Genomic DNA, 18,678 nt, shown 5'->3' on the forward strand with positions numbered 1-18,678 from the left:
GTGTGCGCAATCCATGCTGTATGAACATATCGATCTGATCGAGAGTCTGGGCCTGAAGCTGTTCTTCGTGGCCATCTTCCTGCTGATTGGTCTGGCCATTCACGACGTGCTCAAACGCGGCAACGTGCCCCGTTTCGGCCGCTTTATCGTCTGGCTGGTTCTGTTTCTGGGTTGCGCGGGTTTTGTCGCCAAGGGGCTGATCGAAATGGGCTGGGAAGGCTCTGGGATCGGCTAACTACTTTTCATCTGTGATGTATGGCCAAACAGCAAACTGATCGAACAACACTGGATCTGTTCGCAACTGAGAAGCGCCCCGGCAGGCCAAAGACCAATCCACTCCCCCGTGAGACCCAACTCAAGATCAACAAGCGCAACCAGCTCAAGCGCGATCGGGAGAACGGCCTGAAGCGGGTCGAGTTAAAGGTGGAGGCCGAATTGCTGGAGCGCCTGAACCAACTTGCGCTACAACAGAACGTCAGCCGAGCCGAGCTGATCCAATCTATCCTGAAGCAACAGATTGAGTCTGCGCATGCAGCAGGCATCGCAATCTGAACCGTTAAGCATTAACCAGATACGGGTAACTAAACACTATGGCTAGTGTAGGTCTGTTTTTCGGCAGCGATACCGGTAATACCGAAGCTGTCGCCAAGATGATCCAGAAAGAACTGGGCAAACAACTGATTGAAGTCCGTGACATTGCCAAGAGCAGCAAGGCCGACATCGACAGCTTCGATCTGCTGATGTTCGGTATCCCGACTTGGTACTACGGCGAAGCCCAGGCCGATTGGGATGACTTCTTCCCAGAGCTCGAAGAGATCGACTTCAACAACAAGCTGGTCGCCATCTTCGGCTGCGGCGATCAGGAAGACTATTCCGAATATTTCCTCGACGCCATGGGCACCCTGCGTGACATAGTCGAAGCCAAGGGTGCCATCATCATCGGCCACTGGCCAACCGCGAGCTATGAGTTCGAGGCCTCCAAGGCACTGGTGGATGACAAGCACTTCGTCGGTCTGGGGATCGATGAGGATCGCCAGCCGGAGCTGACCGCCGAGCGCGTCAAGGGCTGGTGCAAGCAGTTGCACGAAGAGATGTGTCTGAGCGAGCTGGAGTGATCTCCCTCCTCTGACAACAAGGGCCCCGCTGGGGCCCTTGTTGTTTCTACTCCTTCCTGGCTGGCGCTGCCTGGCCCGGCGTTCTGTGTTCCGGCTTGGGTTTCACATACAGGATGCGCCTGACCTGGGCCACCAGCTCGCCCCGCTTGTCCTGCACCTGCACCTCGAACTCGGGGAAATGCTTGTTGCCCCCCTCGGTCGCCGCCACTATGGATGCCAGCTTGGCGTCGGTCAGGTTGAACTCCGCCACCAGCATCCCCTTGCCAGGCTTGATGAAATTGATGCTGCCCGCCTTGTCCCAGACGTAATAGCGGTTCTTGAAATGGCCCATCAGCATCAGCGGATAGATGGGATCCGTCATGGCAAACATGCTGCCGCCGAACTGGGTCCGGTTGGCATTCTTGTTCCACCAGCGGGACTTGAGGGTGACCCGACAGAAGCGAAAATCCGGGCTCAATGTTTCTATCTTGATGCCGGCTCCCCAGAAGGGGGGCCAGGCGTTGAGGGCGTGGCGCACCCAGGCCGCGTTGCCAAAAAGCCAATCCATGGATCTCATCCGACCAGACTATAGAGAAGTGACATAGTATCAACATTCCCTCGCGGAGCAAGCCCGGTCCGGGTCGGCCAGATTAATCTTCCACAGGGGAGAAATGTGCTAAACCCCTTGAATTACTGGGTTTATTTTTGGCTTGGCTACGACCTATAATGTCAGGCCATACGAGTTCGTGGTTGCCATTCCTTCGGCAGTCAATCAGAATAACCACACCTTCGAGAATGCGAATAAATAGAATATGGCAGACAACAACCAAGCGTTAAAAAAGGCCGGGCTCAAGATCACCTTGCCCCGCGTCAAGATCCTGGAAATCCTGCAACAGCCGGACTGCCAGCACACCAGTGCGGAAGATCTGTACAAACGGCTGATCGACCAGGGTGAGGAGATTGGTCTCGCTACCGTCTATCGCGTTCTCAACCAGTTTGATGATGCCGGTATCGTCACCCGTCACCACTTCGAAGGGGGCAAGTCGGTGTTCGAGCTGGCGACCCAGGAACATCACGACCACCTGGTCTGCCTCGATTGTGGCAAGGTGATCGAGTTCTCCGACGAGGTGATCGAGCAGCGTCAGCGCGATATCGCCAAGCACCACAACATCCGCCTGACCAACCACAGCCTCTATCTGTATGGTCACTGCGCGAACGGTGACTGCAAGCACGACGAATAACGCCGTCGGCCGCGAGCAGCCATGAAAAAGCCAGCATCACGCTGGCTTTTTTTGTGTCCGCATTCCGGACCAGAGTGGCAGGGTCTCCCCTGCCCTCTTCTTGTCAGACGGTAGCGATCAGGCCTCGGCCTTGCCCCAGACGTCGCGCAGGGCCACGGTGCGGTTGAACACCAGCTGCTCCGGGCTGGAGAGCTTGTTGTCGGCGCAAAAATACCCTTCACGCTCGAACTGGTAGGCAAACTCCGGCTTGGCGTCCTTGAGGGAAGCCTCGACCCGGGCACCCTTGATGATCACCAGGGAATCCGGGTTGAGCGCCCCTTCGAAGTCGTCCTCGGCACCGGGGTTTGGCATCTTGAACAGACGATCGTAGAGACGGATCTCGGCAGGCAGAGACTGAGTGGCGCTGACCCAGTGGATCACCCCCTTCACCTTGCGACCATCGGCCGGATCCTTGCCCAGGGTCTCGGGATCGTAGGAGCAGTAGATGCAGGTGACCTTGCCGTCCGCGTCCTTCTCGACCCGCTCGGCCTTGATGACGTAGGCATTGCGCAGGCGCACTTCCTTGCCCAGCACCAGACGCTTGAACTGCTTGTTGGCTTCCTCTTTGAAGTCCGCCTCGTCGATGAAGATCTCGCGGGTGAAGGGCAGTGTACGGCTGCCCATCTCCGGCTTGTTCGGGTGAGCCGGTGCGGTCAGCACCTCGTCGCCGGCCAGGTTCTCGATGACCACCTTCACCGGGTGCAGCACCGCCATGGCACGGGGGGCGTTCTCGTTGAGATCGTCACGGATGCAGGCTTCCAGCATGCTCATCTCGACTATGTTGTCCTGCTTGGTCACGCCGATGCGCTGGCAGAACTCGCGGATGGAGGCCGGGGTGTAACCACGGCGACGCAGCCCGGAGACGGTCAGCATGCGCGGATCGTCCCAACCACTGACGTGCCCCTCGGTCACCAGCAGGTTCAGCTTGCGCTTGGACATGACGGTGTATTCGAGGTTCAGACGGGAGAACTCGTACTGACGGGGGTGGCAGTCGATGCTGATGTTGTCCAGCACCCAGTCATACAGGCGGCGGTTGTCCTGGAACTCCAGGGTGCACAGGGAGTGGGTGATCCCCTCCAGGGCGTCCGAGATGCAGTGGGTGAAGTCGTACATCGGATAGATGCACCACTTGTCACCTGTCTGGTGGTGGTGGGCAAACTTGATGCGATAGATGACGGGATCGCGCATCACCATGAAGGGGGATGCCATGTCGATCTTGGCGCGCAGGCAGGCGCTGCCCTCGGCCAGCTCGCCGCTCTTCATCTTGGCAAACAGCGCCAGGTTCTCTTCCACGCTGCGATCGCGGAACGGGCTGTTCTTGCCAGGAGCGGTCAGGGTGCCGCGGTATTCGCGCATCTGCTCGGGGGAGAGCTCGTCCACATAGGCCAGACCCTTCTCGATGAGCTCGATGGCATAGCCGTGCAGCTTGTCGAAATAGTCGGAGGAGTAGCAGATCTCGCCGCTCCACTGGAAGCCGAGCCACTGTACGTCCTGCTTGATGGACTCCACGAACTCGATGTCTTCCTTCGCCGGGTTGGTGTCATCGAAGCGCAGATTGCACTGGCCCTGATAGTCACGGGCGATGCCGAAGTTCAGGCAGATGGACTTGGCGTGGCCGATATGGAGATAACCGTTCGGCTCCGGCGGGAAACGGGTATGCACGTGGTTGTGCTTACCGCTGGCCAGATCTTCATCGATGATCTGACGGATAAAGTTGGTTGGGCTGCTCGCCTCGCTCATGAATTCACCTCGAATGTCTCAGCTCATGGGGCAACCGCGCGCCCCCGCTTAGAAACCGACAATGATCCACTATTCATCCATGAGGCTCAACAGGAATTTGCCGCCGCGCCCTGGCTGACGTCACGCCAGACGCCATTTGCCTCGACGCGGGGTCGCTTCCCGGCCACAGACTTCCTTTATGTCGCCGCCATCGGCTCTCGAGCAAGCCACTTCCCCATAGAGAGCGGGCTAAACGAGGCTGGCATAAAGGGCTTCCTGTGAGTACAAACACATGGCTGCTTGATATTGCGGCGAGATCACACTTCAATGTTTTGAAACAAGCTTGTAACATTTGGCGAATCACCTCGCCAAGCTGAACAGGATTGGAACCAACAGAAACCAAGCATTTTCCAAACTGCATCATCCTAGTATCCTATTTACAACTTTGTCATTTTTGCTGCGACATCAGGGAAGATGGTCGACAACACCTGTCCCCTCCCTCCCCCCGAGCCACTCGCCTCATCCTCACACAGGTAGCTGAGCCATGTCCTACTCCGTATCAAGACGTGATTTCATCAAGCAGTGCGTCATCGCCGGCATCGCCGTCTACAGCGCCCCCCTCCTCGCCAACCTCTCCCTGTCCGGCATGGAAGACGAGGTCTTCGATCCCGCCTTGCTCGGCCAGTGGAAGCAGGGCGGCAAGGTCAAGTTTCGCAGCGATGGCCTGGCCAAGGTCACAGGCCAGAAGATCTACAGCCGGGACTATCGTGCGCAGGATCTGGCTGGCTGGCCGTCCCAGCAGCAACATGCGCTGCTGATCCGGCTCGACAAGGCGGATCGCGTCTATCTGGGGCTGGATCTCTCCATGCTGCCCGCCAATGCCCAGCCCCGCCGGGTGATCACGGCCACCGACCTGGTGCGCGACGGTGTAGAGCTGCCCTCTTTCTACGGCATCAACATGATGGTCAGCGAAGGGGCCACCCCGGACTATCTGGGTCATACGGCCGCCATGCTTATCTTCGCGGACTTCGCCACCTTCAACCGGGCCAAGCAGATCCTGCAGTTCAACAACAAGGTGGTGCGCTACGGTGATGTGACCCCCCTGGTCGCCACCACCCGGGATCCCTGGGCCTGCTGGCGCATCATCCGGATTGAGGGCAAGCTCGGCAGGGAAGATCAATACAGTACCTTGAAGAACGGCCTCTTCTTCCCGGCCATCGTCAGCCACCAGCCGGTATGGCCGACGGCCAGAGCCGATGGCAACGCCGGTGAGCAGGGGATGTATCAGGCCGAGCAGGTGCACAAGGAGCTGGAGGCCGAGGACGCCCTGGTGCTGGATCGCAGCTACCAGACCCAGTTCATCGAGCCCATGATGATGGAGCCGGAAAACTTCAACGGCTGGTTCGACGCCAAGGCGCGCACCATGCACCTGGTGGTGAGCACCCAGTCCCCTCACGACTTCTACTACGAAGCCGCCGAGATGCTGGCCAAGGGGCCGCTGGCCGGCAAGGTCGACAAGCTGGTGGTGCACTCCCCCTTCATCGGGGGTGGCTTCGGGGCCAAGGATCACACCATATTCCCCTTCTATGGCCTGCTCGCGACCCTTTATGGCGAGGGCCCGGTGCGCCTGGCCAACGATCGCTTCGAACAGTTCCAGGGTGGCCTCAAGCGTCATCCGTTCAACATGCACAACAAGCTGGTGATCGACAAGCAGAGCGGCCAGTTCCGCGCCCTGATCAGCGCCATGACAGTGGACGGCGGCGGCCGCCTGAACTTCACCGGCTCGGTGGCCAGCGTGGGGGCCAGCGCCATCCAGGGGGTCTACTACCTGCCCAGGAACGACATCACCGCGGTCGCCCTGCCCTCCGAGAACCCGGATTGCGGCTCCATGCGAGGGTATGGATCCCTGCAAACCATGGCGGCCATGGAGATGATGGTCAACGAGGCCGCCGCACTGCTGAAGATGGATCCGCTGGAGCTGCGGCGCCGCAACCTGATCAAGCCCGGCCAGCCCAATACCCAGGGGGCCATTCCCGAGGGCAACAACCGTTACCCCGAGATCCTGGCGATGGCCGAGCAGCACGAGATCTGGGCCCAGCGCCAGGCCAGGAAGCAGGCTTACGAGGCCCAGCATCCGGATCGCCTGCACGGCACTGGCTTTGGCATCACCACCAAGGACTATGGCACCGGCGCCGTGGCCCCCTCCGCCTGCGTCGAGCTGACAAGCAAGGGGGAGATACTCCTCAAGATCAGCGGCATGGAGATGGGCACCGGGATCCAGACCTCCCAGGCCGAGATCGTCAGCCGCTACCTGGGCCAACCGGCCGACACCATAGCGCTCGCCGAAATCGCCCTCTGGGATAGCTTCAAGCTGGTCTCGACCGACAACCCCTACACCATCTCGCAGGAACGTCAGGACGAGATGCAGAAGAACCCGCGCTGGACCCTGGCCATTCCGCAGGCCTCATCGGCCTCCATCTCCTCCTACTTCCAGAGCCATGCCACCGTCACCGCGGCCCGCATTCTGTTCGAGCAGACGCTCTGGCCGGCGGCAACCGCCATCTGGCGCAAGCAGTACTTCGTCGGTCAGGCAGGCCTGGATCTGGGCCCCGCCAGCGAGGCGAGCTGGACCCCGGCGGGGCTGACGACCCGTGGCATGCCGCCGCTGCCGCTCGCCCTGCTGGCGGCCCACGCTCACGCCAACGGCCTGATTACCGGCGCCATGGTCCACAGCTTCAACCGCTGGGCCTGGGCCGAGTGCGACTTCACCATAGAGGGTCAGAGCCAGCGCCTGCCCATAGATGCGCTGGCGTTGCGCTACGGCGACGGCGCCAGCAGCGAGAAACGTGCACAGGCGGATGCCAACGGCTACCAGCTGCTCGATCGCACCCAGGCCCACTACCCCAGCACCAGCCTGAACAACGCCATGGTGACCTACTACGCCCCCTGCGCCACCCTGGTCGAGATAGCGCTGGAGAAGGGTTCCGGCAAGGTGCACATACTGTCTGCCCACAGCTGGCTGGACGCCGGCCGGGTCATAGTCCCCGAACTGGTGGAAGGGCAGATCCAGGGCGGCCTGGCCATGGGGGTAGGTCACGCCCTCTATGAATACCTGCCCGCCGGGCAGGACGGGCCGGGCAACGGCACCTGGAACCTGAACCGCTATCAGGTCCCCCTGGCGCACCAGCTGCCGGTCTGGAATCTGACCCACACCCTGCTCGATCCCCTCTCGCCGACCGATGCCACCAAGGGCATAGGCGAAGTGGTGATGATCCCCGTGGTCGCCGCCCTGGTCGAAGCCATCTATCAGGCGACCGGCACCCGTTTCTATCATCTTCCCGTCACTGCAACCGACATTCAGAAGGCCATCCAATGATCACCGTAAACATGACCATCAACGACCGTCTCATTGGCCCGATCGAAGTGGATGACAACACCATGATGATCGACTTCCTGCACGAGTATGTGAACCTGACCGGAACCAAGTTCGGCTGCGGCGTCGGCGTCTGCCATGCCTGCACCATAGTGGTCGACGGGGCGGATGGCAGCAGCGAGAGCGTGCGCACCTGCATCAACGGGGTGGGCCGCTTCAACGGCCAGCGCATCCGCACTGTGGAAGGCCATGCCAAGCGCAACAACCTGGGCAAGATCATCGCCCTGAGCCCGGTGCAGAAGACCTTCCTGGATCACTTCTCCTTCCAGTGCGGCTGGTGTACCTCGGGTTTTGTCAACGAGACCACTGTGCTGCTGGAGCGGCTGCGCAAAGAGCCTGTGGCCATGGCCGATCTTGAATCCACCATAGAGGGTGCGCTTAAAGATCACGTCTGCCGCTGCACCGGTTACAAGAAGTACTACGAGGGGGTCAAGGCTATGCTGATCTCGGAGGGGGTAGTACGCACATGATGCTCTCCAGACTCACATTCGCGCTCTTGCTGGGCGCTGGCGCCGTCTCTGCGGCCGACACCCAGGATCCACTGGTGGCACAGGGGGCATACCTCTCCAAGGTCGGTGACTGCGCCGCCTGCCACACCGCCGAGGGGGGCCAGAAATACGCCGGTGGGCTGGCGTTCAAGACACCTTTTGGCGTCATCTACTCCACCAACATCAGCTCCGACAAAAACCAGGGGATAGGCAGCTACAGCTATGAGGATTTCTATGAGGTGATGCACAACGGCAACGCCCCCAAGGGACGCCTCTATCCCGCCATGCCCTACACCTCCTATCACATGGTCACGGATGAGGACATGAAGGCGCTCTACGCCTACTTCATGCAGACCAAGCCGGCCGCCACCCCGAACCGCGACAACGAGGTCGGCTTCCCCTTCAACGTGCGCACCGGCCTGGTGTTCTGGAACCTGGTGGCCCACGAGGACAGCCCCTTCCAACCGGATCCGGCCAAGAGCAACAACTGGAACCGTGGCCGCTACCTGGTGGATGGGCTGGGACACTGCGGCGAGTGCCACACGCCGCGGGATACCTTCATGGCGATGGACGGCTCCCGCTACCTGAAAGGGGCCATGATAGAGGGGGTGATGGCCCCGGAGATCACCGCCACCGAGCTCAGGCGCCAGGGCTGGACCCATGACTCCCTGACCCGGCTACTGCGCAAGGGCTACTCGGTCAAGGGCGGCGTCTTCGCCGGCATGTATCCCGTGGTCGAGAAGAGCTTCGCCTACCTGACCGACGAGGACATGCATGCCGTCACCAGCTACCTGCTCGGCAGCGACACCCCGTTGCCGGAGCCTGCGCCCAAGCCGGTCACTATGGACGCATCGCACCCTGGTTACGGGCTCTACCGGGACTACTGCGCCGGTTGTCACGGCCAGGAGGGCCAGGGCAAGCCGAACGTGACGCCCTCCATGTATACCAACGCCACCCTGGATCAGGCGAGCGCGACCAATACCCTGGCGGTGCTGCTGCGCGGGATCCCGGCCCAGAGCTACAGCCAGACCGAGCGCTTCGCCCCCATGCCCAGCTACGCCAAAGAGCTCAACGACCAGCAACTGGCGGATCTGGTGAACTTCCTGCGCCAGACCTGGGCCCATCAGCCCTCCGCCCTGAGTGCCGACGACATCAAGACGCTCAAGAAGGAGATCGTCGAGGCGCACGATGAGTGACGCTCAGCTGGAGGTGCTGCGTCAGAGTCTCGTCTGGCTGGCCCAGGGGAAAGGCATCTGGCTGTGCAGCATAGTCGCGACCTACGGCTCGGCCCCCCGCCCCAAGGGTGCCCTGTTCGCCACCGATGGCATCCACCGCAGCGGCTCCATCTCCGGCGGCTGCATCGAGGATGCCTTCGTCGACATGCTGGCCAGGGGGGAGCATGACGCCCCCCTGAGCCTGCTGGACTATGGCTCCCACCTGGCCCCCGATGGCAGTGCGTTCGAGCTGCCGTGTGGGGGTCGCATCCGGCTGCTGGTGGAGCACCTCGAAGGGGACGCGGCCAGCGCGGATCTCGATGAGTGGCTCACCAGACTGCAAGGGGGCCACCCCTTCGTACGGGAGGTGCTGCTCGAGCAGGGGAAACGCCGCTATCTGGACGAAGAGACGACGGATCCCGGCGAGCAAGAGGCGCCAGGCCGGGTACGCCTGAGCTATGCCCAGCGCTGGCGCCTGCTGCTGCTCGGCATCAGCCAGGTGAGCGAGCAGGTAGCGCGGCTCGGTCAGGCCGCCGGTTTCGAGGTGCGGCTATGCGATACCCGTGAGCCGTACCGCCGCGACTGGCACTGGGGGCCGGAGCAAGGAGGAATAGCGGTGGAGTGGTGCGATCCCGAGCGCTTCGTCGAGCGCCATGCCACGGCCCGGAGCGCCGTGCTGGCACTGGCCCACGACCCCAGGATCGACGATGCCGGGCTGATGGCGGGGCTCGAATCCGACGCCTTCTACCTCGGCGCCATGGGCTCGGTGCGCACCAGCGCCCGTCGGCTGGAGCGGCTGCAGCGAATTGCCGAGGCGAGTCAGACCCAGCTTGCGCGGATCCACGCCCCCATAGGGCTGCCCATCGGCAGCAAGACCCCCATAGAGATCGCCATCGCCGTGCTGGCCGAGGTGATCGCCGTGCGCCAGGGCATCCGATTGCGAGACGCCACAGATGCAGCCTGAGCGCGTCGCCCTGCTGCTGGCGGCCGGCTTCTCCCGTCGCTACGGCAGCGACAAGCGCCTCGCGGGCTCCCCGCCCCTGATCCTGCGCACCCTGGCCACCCTGCTCCCCTGTCATGACAGCGTGCTGGTGGTGCTCAGGCAGCGCGACGAGACACTGCGCCGCCTGCTGGCGGACTCCGGGGCCGAGCTGACCCAGGTGCCACGGGATGGCGGCCTGGGGGACAGCCTGGCTCACGGGGTGCGCACTCTGCTGGCGAGCGGCCGCCCCATCCACAGCCTGCTCATCACCCTGGCCGACATGCCCCACCTCTCCCCCGCCAGCCTGCGGGCGCTGCAAGCCGCCCAGACTGGCAGGGAGATAGTGCGCCCCCTCCATCAGGGGCAGCCGGGCCATCCCGTCAGCTTCCCCGCCGATCTGCTCCCCGAGCTGGCGAGCCTGGAGGGGGAACAGGGAGCGCAAGGCGTATTGCTGCGCCATCAGGGGCGCCTGCGCACCCTGCCACTGGACGATCCTGGCTGCGTGCAAGACATCGACTGGCCAGAGGATCCGCTCTGAGCCGCCAGCCCGTCAGACCTGCCTCTTCCCGCTCCTGCCTCCCCACCCTATGACGCCTGCGGCCGGCCTGATCGCCGGACAAAAAAAGCCCCGCACGAAGCGGGGTCACAAGTGATGAAAAACAGACAATACACACACAACAAAGGTTCACACGCACAGTCAACCTTTCCCAAATCCGATGACATATCGGCTTTGGGAAAGGCGGGTCTTGCGACCCGCCCTGTGTCAGTGACGATACGTTATCAGTTCAGCTCGGTGACGCGGCTGGCGCGCTTGCCATCGAAGCTGGTGGTACGCAGCCAGACCTTGCCATTGACGGTCGGCTTGGCCGCGGCGTCATAGGCGGTCCAGGTGGTGCCGTCCAGGCTGTACTGGATGGGCAGACCCGGCAGATCCACGTTTGCTTCCAGCTTGCCGTTCACCACCTTGGCGCCCGGCACGGAGAGGCGGTATTCGACACCGGCCTGATCCAGCTTCGGCAGCACGCGCTGACCCAGCAGGTTGGCGAACTGGTTCCACTCCTTGTTCAGGGTGGCCTTGTTGACGTGCTTGCTGGTACCGGAGAACTCGCGGCCCTTCACGTAATCCAGCTCGAAGCCGCCCTTGTGCCAGGCACGCTCGGCCACGGAGAAGATCCGCGGGTAGACCATGTACTCGTACTGGGCGTCGGTGCGCACGGTTTCGCTCCACTGCTGACCGGAGATCCCCTTGAACTTGACCGGATCCTGGTCACCCTTGGCCACGAAGGCGTTGCCGTCGCGGTCAACCGAGGTCTCGGCGTTCTGCGGCAGGTTTTCCGGGGCGAAGGCGAACACCTTGCGGGTGTCGTTGAAGCGGGTCGCCCAGTAGTAGCCACGCTCGGCCGGGTGTACCTCGTTCGGGAAGTCGAAGTAGAGGTAGTCGGGGTTGGAGAGCACCACGTCATAGCCCTTGTGCGCCCACTTCATCGCCTCGTTGAAGCCACCCCAGTAAAGGGTTTCCCAGAAGTTGACCCGGGTCTTGTCGGTGGCGAACACGCTGGCGTCCGTGGCGTACTTCAGACCATCTTCCCACGCCTGCAGGGTGGAGAAGCCGTGGCCCTTGACCATCTCGCTCACTTCCTTGGCGAAATGAACAGGCAGCTCGGCCACGTCCTTGATCTTGCCATCGTCGATCATCTTCTGGCACATCGGGGACTTGCCGAACGGCTTGTCCTGCTTGCTGGAGTCGACGTTGCCCTTCCAGGCGACCAGATCGGCTTTCTGGGTGACGGCCGGATCCTGATAGCCGCCGCCCTGCATGATGTTCTTCGCCTCGTCACCACCGTAGTGCCAGGCGGTCAGGGGCTGACCGGCGGCCTGGTGCATCTGGGCCACTTCATCCATCACCTTGGCCACGAAGGTGGCAGCACCCGGCTGGCAGGGGTTGATGAAGGACATCTTGTCGTAGAACTGCACAGAGGTGACGTTGGAGGTGTCATCCGGGTCAGTCAGACGGAACTGGTTCGCTTCCGCTTCCTTGCCTTCCGCCAGCAGACGCTTGTAGCGCGCCTCCATGGAGACCACGGCGGCACGGGCGTGAGCCGGCATGTTGATCTCGGGGATCACGGTCACGCCACGGGCCTTGGCGTAACGCACCAGGTCGATGTAGTCGGACTTGCTGTAGAAGCCGGAGCCCATGTTGTCGCTGGTGGGGCCTGAGCCGAGCTGCGGCATCAGGCACTGGGTCTCGGAGAGATCGTGGCAACGCTGGCTGCCGACGTCGGTCAGCTCCGGCAGGCCCGGGATCTCGATGCGCCAGCCTTCATCGTTGGTCAGGCCAAGGTGCAGCACGTTGAGCTTCATGGCAGACATCTGGTCAACCAGCTTCTTCATGGTCTCAGTGCTTCTGAAGTGGCGGGCCACGTCGGTCTGCATGCCGCGGTATTCGAAGCGCGGTGCATCCTCGACGCTCATCTGGCTCACCAGCTTGTCGTCAACCCCCAAGAGGGAGATCAGGGACTGGGCGCCCCAGAAGGCCCCGTCGATGTCATGACCCTGCACCACTGTGCCTTTGGCACCTATGGTCATGTCATAACCTTCGGCCTGCTTGAGCTTGCTGCCGAGCTTGATGGTGACCGGGTAGCCGGTGTCGGAGAGGGTAACACCCAGCTTGGTCAGTTGAGCCTTGATGGCCTCGGCGCGATCGCTTGGCAGGTCCAGGGCATTGAGCTTGATGGTGGAGAAATCGACCTGGGGACCGGCCTTGACCACCTGCTTCATCGGGGTCGGCAGTATCTGGTCGTCAATCTTGCCGGCAGGCAGCAATGTGCTGGTCTGGTTGGCGGCAAAACGGGTCTCGCTGTTCATCAGGATGTTGTTGTCATCCTTGGTGCGCTTCCAGCCGTCGGCTGGCATCGGCTTCTCATAGGTGGTGGCATCGTCGATGTTGCTCATGCTGGCCAGCACTTTCGGCTCGGCCCCTTCACTGGCGACGTACCAGTTCGGCATGATGTCAGATTCGAACAATACCCAGTACTCCACCACCAGGGGCACTTCGACCGTGGCGTCCTTGGCAAAGCCCTGGAACTTCTCGGTTGGCGTCAAACGATAGAGGTCGCCGGTCAGGTGGGTGATGGTGAACTGGTCGTTGTCCACCCGCTGGATGCGGCGGATGGAGGAGACATAGATGCTCCAGTCCTTGGAGGTGACGTCGGCACCGGTATTGGTCAGGTGCAGCTTGGCAACACCACAGCTCGCCCACTCGGAACCCAGGGCCTGGCAGTCGAGGCCGGCGCCGGCACCGTCATTGGTGACGACTTCGTACTTGACGACCAGGTTGCTGGCGAGGGAATCGACCACGGCTTGCTTGGCGGCATCGGCTGCCTGCACTTGGCTGACGAAAACGGTAGACATGGCAATGGCTAACAGAGAATGTTTCAAGTTCATAACTGCTGCTCTCATTTGAAGTAAAGGTTGGATTTTCTTGGCTTTTTTTATATGGGGCCCCGGGAACGGGGCCCTTAGTTATGTCAACAATGGACTTAGACTTGAGGTGAGCGAGTCGCTCGATTAACGCAGGGCTTTCATCTCACCGGCGATGATTTCGGCCAAGGGGCCCAGAATCACCTGCAGGTTCTGCTCACCGAGCTTGACCACACCGGCCGCGCCCAGGGCTTTGAGCTTGCGCTCATCGACGATGCTGCGATCTTTCAGGGTCAGACGCAGACGGGTGATGCAGGCATCTATGGTCACCAGGTTGTCCTGGCCACCCAGCACTTCCAGATACTGGCGAGCCAGCTCGGTGCGGTCGGTGGTCTGGGCCTGTACCGGCACGGCTTCGTCATCTTCACGACCCGGGGTTTTCAGGTTGAACTTGACAATAACGGCACGGAAGATGGCGTAGTAGAGACCGAAGAACACCAGGCCTTGTACCAGCAGCATGTACCACTGGGTCGCCAGCGGGTTGCGGCTGGAGAGCACCATATCCACCAGACCGGCACTGAAACCGAAACCGGCGATCCAGTGCATGCTGGAGGCGATGAACACGGACAGGCCGGTCAGCAGGGCGTGGATGACGTACAGTACCGGCGCCACGAACATGAAGGAGAACTCGAGCGGCTCGGTCACCCCGGTGAAGAAGGCGGCAAAGGCGGCTGCGATCATGATGGAGGCAACTTTCTCTTTGTGCTCTTTCTTCGCGCTGTGGTAGATGGCCAGTGCTGCACCCGGCAGACCGAACATCATGATGGGGAAGAAGCCAGCCTGGTACATGCCGGTCACGCCCACGACAGCCTTGCCGGCGTCGATGGAGGATTGACCACCCAGGAAGTTCGGGATGTCGTTGATGCCGGCCACGTCGAACCAGAACACCGAGTTCAGGGCGTGGTGCAGACCGACCGGGATCAGCAGACGGTTGAAGAAGGCGTAGATGCCGGCACCGGTGGAGCCCATGCTGACGATGGATTCACCGAAGTTCACCAGGCCACCATAGATAACCGGCCAGACGGCCATCAGGATGAAGGAGACAACGATCATGACAACGGAGGTCACGATCGGCACCAGACGACGGCCGGAGAAGAAGGCCAGCGCCTTGTGCAGCTCGACGCTGCTGAAGCGGTTGTACAGCTCAGCCGCGATGACACCACAGAGGATGCCGACGAACTGGTTGCTGATCTTGGCAAAGGCTGCCGGCACCTGGTCGGCCGGGATACCCTTGATCTGGGCAACGGCGCCCGGGCTCAGCAGAGTGGTGACCACCAGGAAGCCGACCAGACCGGCCAGCGCGGCGGAACCGTCTTTATCCTTGGACATGCCATAAGCAACACCCACGGCAAACAGCACGGGCATGCTGTCGATGATGGCGGCACCCGCCTTGATCAGGAAAGCTGCGACCGGACTTCCACCACCCCAGCCGTTCGGGTCAATCCAATAGCCAATCCCCATCAGGATCGCTGCGGCAGGCAATACCGCTACCGGCACCATCAGGGCACGGCCGATCTTTTGCAAATAACCGAGAATGTTCACGGTTCCTCTCCTTAGTTGATGTTTTTCTAGAAATTAAGTGCTTATCACGTTCGACGCATAAGCCATCAAGGCTTGATTGGCAGTCTATGTGTTTTATTTCGCTGCGCAAATTAATAAACCAGCTTTCGTGATCATTATCACTCAACAGAGATAAAGGTAGCGGATAGATGTGGCTTAGTTCGCAATCTTTATTTACGCTATAAAACAACTTGAATCCGTGTTTGGTCCCTTGCCGTCAATCCTGTGCGGCAACCGTACTGAGGTATATAAAATGCGCCTGATCCCGTTGAAGTCTGCCAGCCAGGTGGGTCTCTGGTCTGCCCGTTACATCGTTGACCGCATCAATGCGTTCAAACCGACAGCCGACCGCCCCTTCGTGCTGGGCCTGCCCACCGGCGGCACGCCGCTGACGACCTACAAGCGCCTGATCGAGCTGCACAAGGCCGGCGAGGTGAGCTTCCAGCACGTGGTGACCTTCAACATGGATGAGTACGTGGGTCTGCCGGCCGAGCACCCGGAGAGCTACCACAGCTTCATGTACAACAACTTCTTCAATCACGTCGACATTCGCCCGGAAAACATCAACATCCTCAACGGCAATGCCGAGGATCTGGTGGCCGAGTGCAAGCGCTACGAAGACAAGATCAAGTCCTACGGCAGGATCAACCTCTTCATGGGCGGCGTCGGCAACGACGGCCACATCGCGTTCAACGAGCCGGCCTCTTCCCTGGCCTCCCGTACCCGGGTCAAGACCCTGACCGAGGACACCCGCATCGCCAACTCCCGCTTCTTCGGTGGCGACATGGAGCAGGTGCCCAAGCTGGCGCTGACCGTGGGCGTGGGCACCCTGATGGATGCCGAGGAGATCATGATCCTGGTGACAGGCCACGCCAAGGCCCTGGCCCTGCAGGCCGCGGTGGAAGGCTGCGTCAACCACATGTGGACCATCTCCACCCTGCAACTGCATCCCAAGGGCATGATGGTGTGCGACGAACCCTCCACCATGGAGCTGAAAGTCAAGACGGTCCGTTACTTCCAGCAGCTGGAAGCCGCCAACATCGACCGCCTGTAAGGAGCCGTCATGTACGCACTGACTAATTGCACCCTCTATACCGGCAGCTGCGTGCTGACCGGCCACGGCGTACTGATCGAAGGCGACAAGATTGTCGCCATCTCCCACCTGGCCGAACTGCCAGCGGGCATTGAGCAGATTGATCTCAAGGGCGCCAACCTCAGCGCCGGCTTCATCGATGTCCAGCTCAACGGCTGCGGTGGCGTCATGTTCAACGGTCACATCACCACCCAGACCCTGGCCACCATGCAGGCGGCCAATCTCAAGTCCGGTACCACCAGCTTCCTGCCGACCCTGATCACCAGTCCGGATGCCGACATGAAGCTGGCGGTGGCGGTGACCCGCGACTACATGGCCGCCCGTCCGAACGAGGTGCTGGGGGTCCATCTGGAAGGGCCCTACACCAACCTCAAGCGCAAGGGCATACACCCGGCCGAGCAGATCCGTCAGCCCGTCGACGAGATGATCGATTTCTTCTGCGCCAACAGCGACGCCATCGCCAAGATCACCCTGGCGCCGGAGCGCAACAAGCCGGAGCACATCCGTCGCCTGGTGGAGGCCGGCATCCTGGTCTCCGCCGGTCACACCGCAGCCAGCTATGACCAGGCCATGGCCGGGTTTGACAACGGCATGCGCTTTGCCACCCACCTCTACAACGCCATGACCCCGACCCTGAACGGTCGCGAGCCTGGCGTGGTGGGCGCCATCTATGATCGCAAGGATGTCTATGCCGGTGTCATCGTCGACGGTCACCACGTGCACTGGGCCAACGTGCGCCTGGCACACAGGATCCTCGGCGAGAAACTGGTGCTGGTCACCGATGCCACCGCCGCGGCCGGTGCACCGGAAGGCTTTGAGCAGTTTGATTTTTGTGGCGCAACCGTCTATTTCCGCGATGGTCAGTGCGTCGATGAGAATGGTACACTCGGCGGCTCCGCCCTCACCATGATTGAAGGGGTGGAGAATCTGGTCAAACAGGTCGGATTACCGCTCGATGAAGCACTGAGAATGGCCACCCTTTACCCCGCTCGCGCCATTGGATGGGACTCACGTCTCGGTAGTATCCAGGTCGGAAAAATTGCCAACCTCACCGTCTTTGATCAGGCCTTCACGGTCTGCGGGACCGTGGTTAACGGACACTACACAACACAGTGACACTATGACTGGCGGACAAATAGCAAACGTAGATCTTATCAAGCAGGTGAACAGTGCCGTCGTCTATCGACTCATTGACCTGCAGGGGCCCATCTCGCGGGTCAAAATTGCCGAGTTGAGTCAGCTGGCCCCGGCCAGCGTGACCAAGATAACCCGGCAACTGATCGAGCATGGGCTGATCAGGGAGACGTCGCCCCAGGCGTCAACCGGCGGACGACGCGCCATCTCCCTGACCACCATCAAGCATCGCTTTCAGTTTGTCTCCGCCAAGCTTGGCCGCGGCTATCTGCAGCTCTCCCTGTATGATCTCGACGGCAAGGAGCTCGATCAGCACATCACCCAGGTGACAGAGATAGAGCAACAGCCCGTGGTCGACATGCTGCTGCGGGAAATTGGCGCCTTCATCGACGCCAATACCGAGCGCAGCCGCAACCTCATCAGCATAGCGCTCACCATGCCGGGTCTGGTCAACCCGGAATCCGGCATGGTCATCTATACCCCCACCTACCAGATCCGCAACCTGGGGCTCGCCAAGCTGCTGGAGCACCATTTCAACCTCCCCTGCTACGTGGGCAACGACACCCGTTCCCTGGCGCTCGCTGAGCACTTCTTCGGCGAGTCCCGCGACTGCATGGACTCCATCCTGGTGAGCGTGCACCAGGGCACCGGCTCCGGCATCATCACCAAGGGGCAGGTGTTCCTCGGTCATAACCGCAACGTCGGCGAGATAGGCCACATCCAGGTCGAACCCCTCGGCAAGCGCTGCCACTGCGGCAACTTCGGCTGCCTCGAGACCATAGCCTCCAACGAGGCCATCGTCGACAAGGTGAAGGAGCTCATCAGCCGTGGCCACCTGAGCTCGCTGCAGGAGAAGCACATCACCATCCAGGAGGTGTGCAAGGCTGCCGTGGCGGGGGATGAACTGGCCCGCAGCGTGATCGAGAACGTGGGAGAACACCTGGGCCGGGCCATCGCCATCACGGTCAACCTGTTCAACCCCCAGAAGGTGCTGATCGCCGGCGAAATCACCGCAGCCGAAGAGATCCTGATCCCGGCCATCCGTCGCTGCGTCGAGCACCAGTCCCTGCCAAGCTTCCACCGTGGCCTGCCCATCGTAAAGGCCCGCTTCCAGAACCAGCCCACCATAGGCGGCTTCGCCCTGGTGAAGCGCTCCCTGCTGGAGGGGGATCTGCTGCAAATCATCATGGAGCAGAAGTAA

The 18,678-nt window shown here is 61.3% G+C and carries 16 protein-coding genes; 12 read left to right on the top strand and 4 right to left on the bottom strand.

The genetic code is table 11. The features are described from left to right. The first annotated feature begins 13 nt into the window (after positions 1–13). The 3 genes from Aeroheme_RS14100 to fldA are packed head-to-tail and all read left to right on the top strand — an operon-like array spanning position 14 to position 1,115. Positions 14–235, top strand: coding sequence for a DUF2788 domain-containing protein (locus Aeroheme_RS14100; protein ID WP_106887376.1), 222 nt, complete (start codon positions 14–16; stop codon positions 233–235). Between the two features lie 20 nt (positions 236–255). Further along, on the top strand, positions 256–552 hold the full coding sequence (ybfE, locus tag Aeroheme_RS14105) for a LexA regulated protein (protein ID WP_005325670.1): 297 nt from the start codon (positions 256–258) through the stop codon (positions 550–552). Between the two features lie 38 nt (positions 553–590). After that, complete coding sequence (fldA, locus tag Aeroheme_RS14110) at positions 591–1,115, top strand: flavodoxin FldA (RefSeq protein ID WP_005325673.1); 525 nt, start codon at positions 591–593, stop codon at positions 1,113–1,115. 46 nt (positions 1,116–1,161) lie between these two features. Here fldA and Aeroheme_RS14115 read toward each other — a convergent pair whose 3' ends face one another. Then, a complete protein-coding gene (locus tag Aeroheme_RS14115; RefSeq protein WP_289984319.1) occupies positions 1,162–1,662 on the bottom strand; it encodes a DUF4442 domain-containing protein in 501 nt (166 codons plus the stop codon). A 244-nt stretch (positions 1,663–1,906) separates the two neighbouring features. On the opposite strand from Aeroheme_RS14115, the gene fur reads away from it, so the two are divergent. Beyond that, positions 1,907–2,335: a ferric iron uptake transcriptional regulator gene (fur, locus tag Aeroheme_RS14120; protein WP_111911275.1), complete on the top strand. Its 429-nt coding sequence runs from the start codon at positions 1,907–1,909 to the stop codon at positions 2,333–2,335. 117 nt (positions 2,336–2,452) lie between these two features. On the opposite strand, the gene glnS is transcribed toward fur, so the two are convergent. Then, on the bottom strand, positions 2,453–4,114 hold the full coding sequence (gene glnS, locus Aeroheme_RS14125; RefSeq protein WP_106887379.1) for a glutamine--tRNA ligase: 1,662 nt from the start codon (positions 4,112–4,114) through the stop codon (positions 2,453–2,455). Positions 4,115–4,637: 523 nt separating this feature from the next. Here glnS and Aeroheme_RS14130 point away from each other — a divergent pair. From Aeroheme_RS14130 to Aeroheme_RS14150, 5 genes are read left to right on the top strand one after another with little or no spacing between them, the layout of a single operon-like run. Then, complete coding sequence (locus Aeroheme_RS14130) at positions 4,638–7,469, top strand: xanthine dehydrogenase family protein molybdopterin-binding subunit (protein WP_411166069.1); 2,832 nt, start codon at positions 4,638–4,640, stop codon at positions 7,467–7,469. Next, complete coding sequence (locus tag Aeroheme_RS14135) at positions 7,466–7,996, top strand: (2Fe-2S)-binding protein (protein ID WP_111911271.1); 531 nt, start codon at positions 7,466–7,468, stop codon at positions 7,994–7,996. The genes Aeroheme_RS14130 and Aeroheme_RS14135 overlap by 4 nt, the downstream gene beginning before the upstream one ends. Next, positions 7,993–9,210: a c-type cytochrome gene (locus Aeroheme_RS14140; RefSeq protein WP_411166070.1), complete on the top strand. Its 1,218-nt coding sequence runs from the start codon at positions 7,993–7,995 to the stop codon at positions 9,208–9,210. Before Aeroheme_RS14135 ends, Aeroheme_RS14140 begins: the two co-directional genes overlap by 4 nt. Continuing rightward, positions 9,203–10,192, top strand: coding sequence for an XdhC family protein (locus Aeroheme_RS14145; RefSeq protein ID WP_411166071.1), 990 nt, complete (start codon positions 9,203–9,205; stop codon positions 10,190–10,192). Before Aeroheme_RS14140 ends, Aeroheme_RS14145 begins: the two co-directional genes overlap by 8 nt. Beyond that, positions 10,182–10,748, top strand: a complete 567-nt coding sequence (locus tag Aeroheme_RS14150; protein ID WP_289975609.1) for a nucleotidyltransferase family protein — start codon at positions 10,182–10,184, stop codon at positions 10,746–10,748. The genes Aeroheme_RS14145 and Aeroheme_RS14150 overlap by 11 nt, the downstream gene beginning before the upstream one ends. 242 nt (positions 10,749–10,990) lie before the next feature. Here the strand turns inward: Aeroheme_RS14150 and Aeroheme_RS14155 are convergent, their stop codons facing one another. Continuing rightward, on the bottom strand, positions 10,991–13,654 hold the full coding sequence (locus Aeroheme_RS14155) for a beta-N-acetylhexosaminidase (protein WP_163155982.1): 2,664 nt from the start codon (positions 13,652–13,654) through the stop codon (positions 10,991–10,993). 123 nt (positions 13,655–13,777) lie between these two features. Continuing rightward, positions 13,778–15,232, bottom strand: a complete 1,455-nt coding sequence (gene nagE, locus Aeroheme_RS14160) for an N-acetylglucosamine-specific PTS transporter subunit IIBC (protein ID WP_106887386.1) — start codon at positions 15,230–15,232, stop codon at positions 13,778–13,780. A 271-nt stretch (positions 15,233–15,503) separates the two neighbouring features. On the opposite strand from nagE, the gene nagB reads away from it, so the two are divergent. From nagB to Aeroheme_RS14175, 3 genes are read left to right on the top strand one after another with little or no spacing between them, the layout of a single operon-like run. Beyond that, complete coding sequence (nagB, locus tag Aeroheme_RS14165; protein ID WP_411166072.1) at positions 15,504–16,304, top strand: glucosamine-6-phosphate deaminase; 801 nt, start codon at positions 15,504–15,506, stop codon at positions 16,302–16,304. Between the two features lie 9 nt (positions 16,305–16,313). Next, positions 16,314–17,459, top strand: a complete 1,146-nt coding sequence (gene nagA, locus Aeroheme_RS14170; protein ID WP_106887387.1) for an N-acetylglucosamine-6-phosphate deacetylase — start codon at positions 16,314–16,316, stop codon at positions 17,457–17,459. A 4-nt stretch (positions 17,460–17,463) separates the two neighbouring features. Further along, entirely contained in the window at positions 17,464–18,678 is a 1,215-nt protein-coding gene (locus Aeroheme_RS14175; RefSeq protein WP_162519201.1) for an ROK family protein, read from the top strand.

This window comes from Aeromonas sp. DSM 116730 (genome assembly GCF_046581335.1).
Taxonomy (GTDB): Bacteria; Pseudomonadota; Gammaproteobacteria; order Enterobacterales; family Aeromonadaceae; genus Aeromonas; species Aeromonas rivipollensis.